Below are 304 nucleotides of genomic sequence, written 5' to 3'. Positions count from 1 at the left end.
CCAAATTGTTAAAGAGCAAGAGTTTTAAGTGTTAAACTTTTAAACCCATTTTTAAATACTCTCTTACGAGAATGCTTAAAGATGGTGGGCGATACCGGGCTCGAACCAGTGACCCCCTGCTTGTAAGGCAGGTGCTCTCCCAACTGAGCTAATCGCCCATAAAGTTTTAATTCCTAATGGAAGGAATGGTGGAGCTATGCGGGATCGAACCGCAGACCTCCTGCGTGCAAGGCAGGCGCTCTCCCAGCTGAGCTATAGCCCCATATTTTTATTTCCTTGGGAGGAAATGGTGGGTCGTGCAGGA

The 304-nt window shown here is 47.4% G+C and carries 2 tRNA genes; both read right to left on the bottom strand.

Annotated features, from left to right (window positions below):
- Nucleotides 1-82 precede the first annotated feature (82 nt).
- A tRNA-Val gene (locus AB4493_RS21305) sits at nucleotides 83-158 on the bottom strand.
- Nucleotides 159-186: 28 nt separating this feature from the next.
- Nucleotides 187-262 (bottom strand) — tRNA-Ala (locus AB4493_RS21300).
- Nucleotides 263-304 lie beyond the last annotated feature (42 nt).

This window comes from Vibrio sp. 10N.222.55.A1 (assembly GCF_041473835.1).
Taxonomy (GTDB): domain Bacteria; phylum Pseudomonadota; class Gammaproteobacteria; order Enterobacterales; family Vibrionaceae; genus Vibrio; species Vibrio crassostreae_C.
This window is presented reverse-complemented; position numbering and strand designations above follow the sequence as displayed.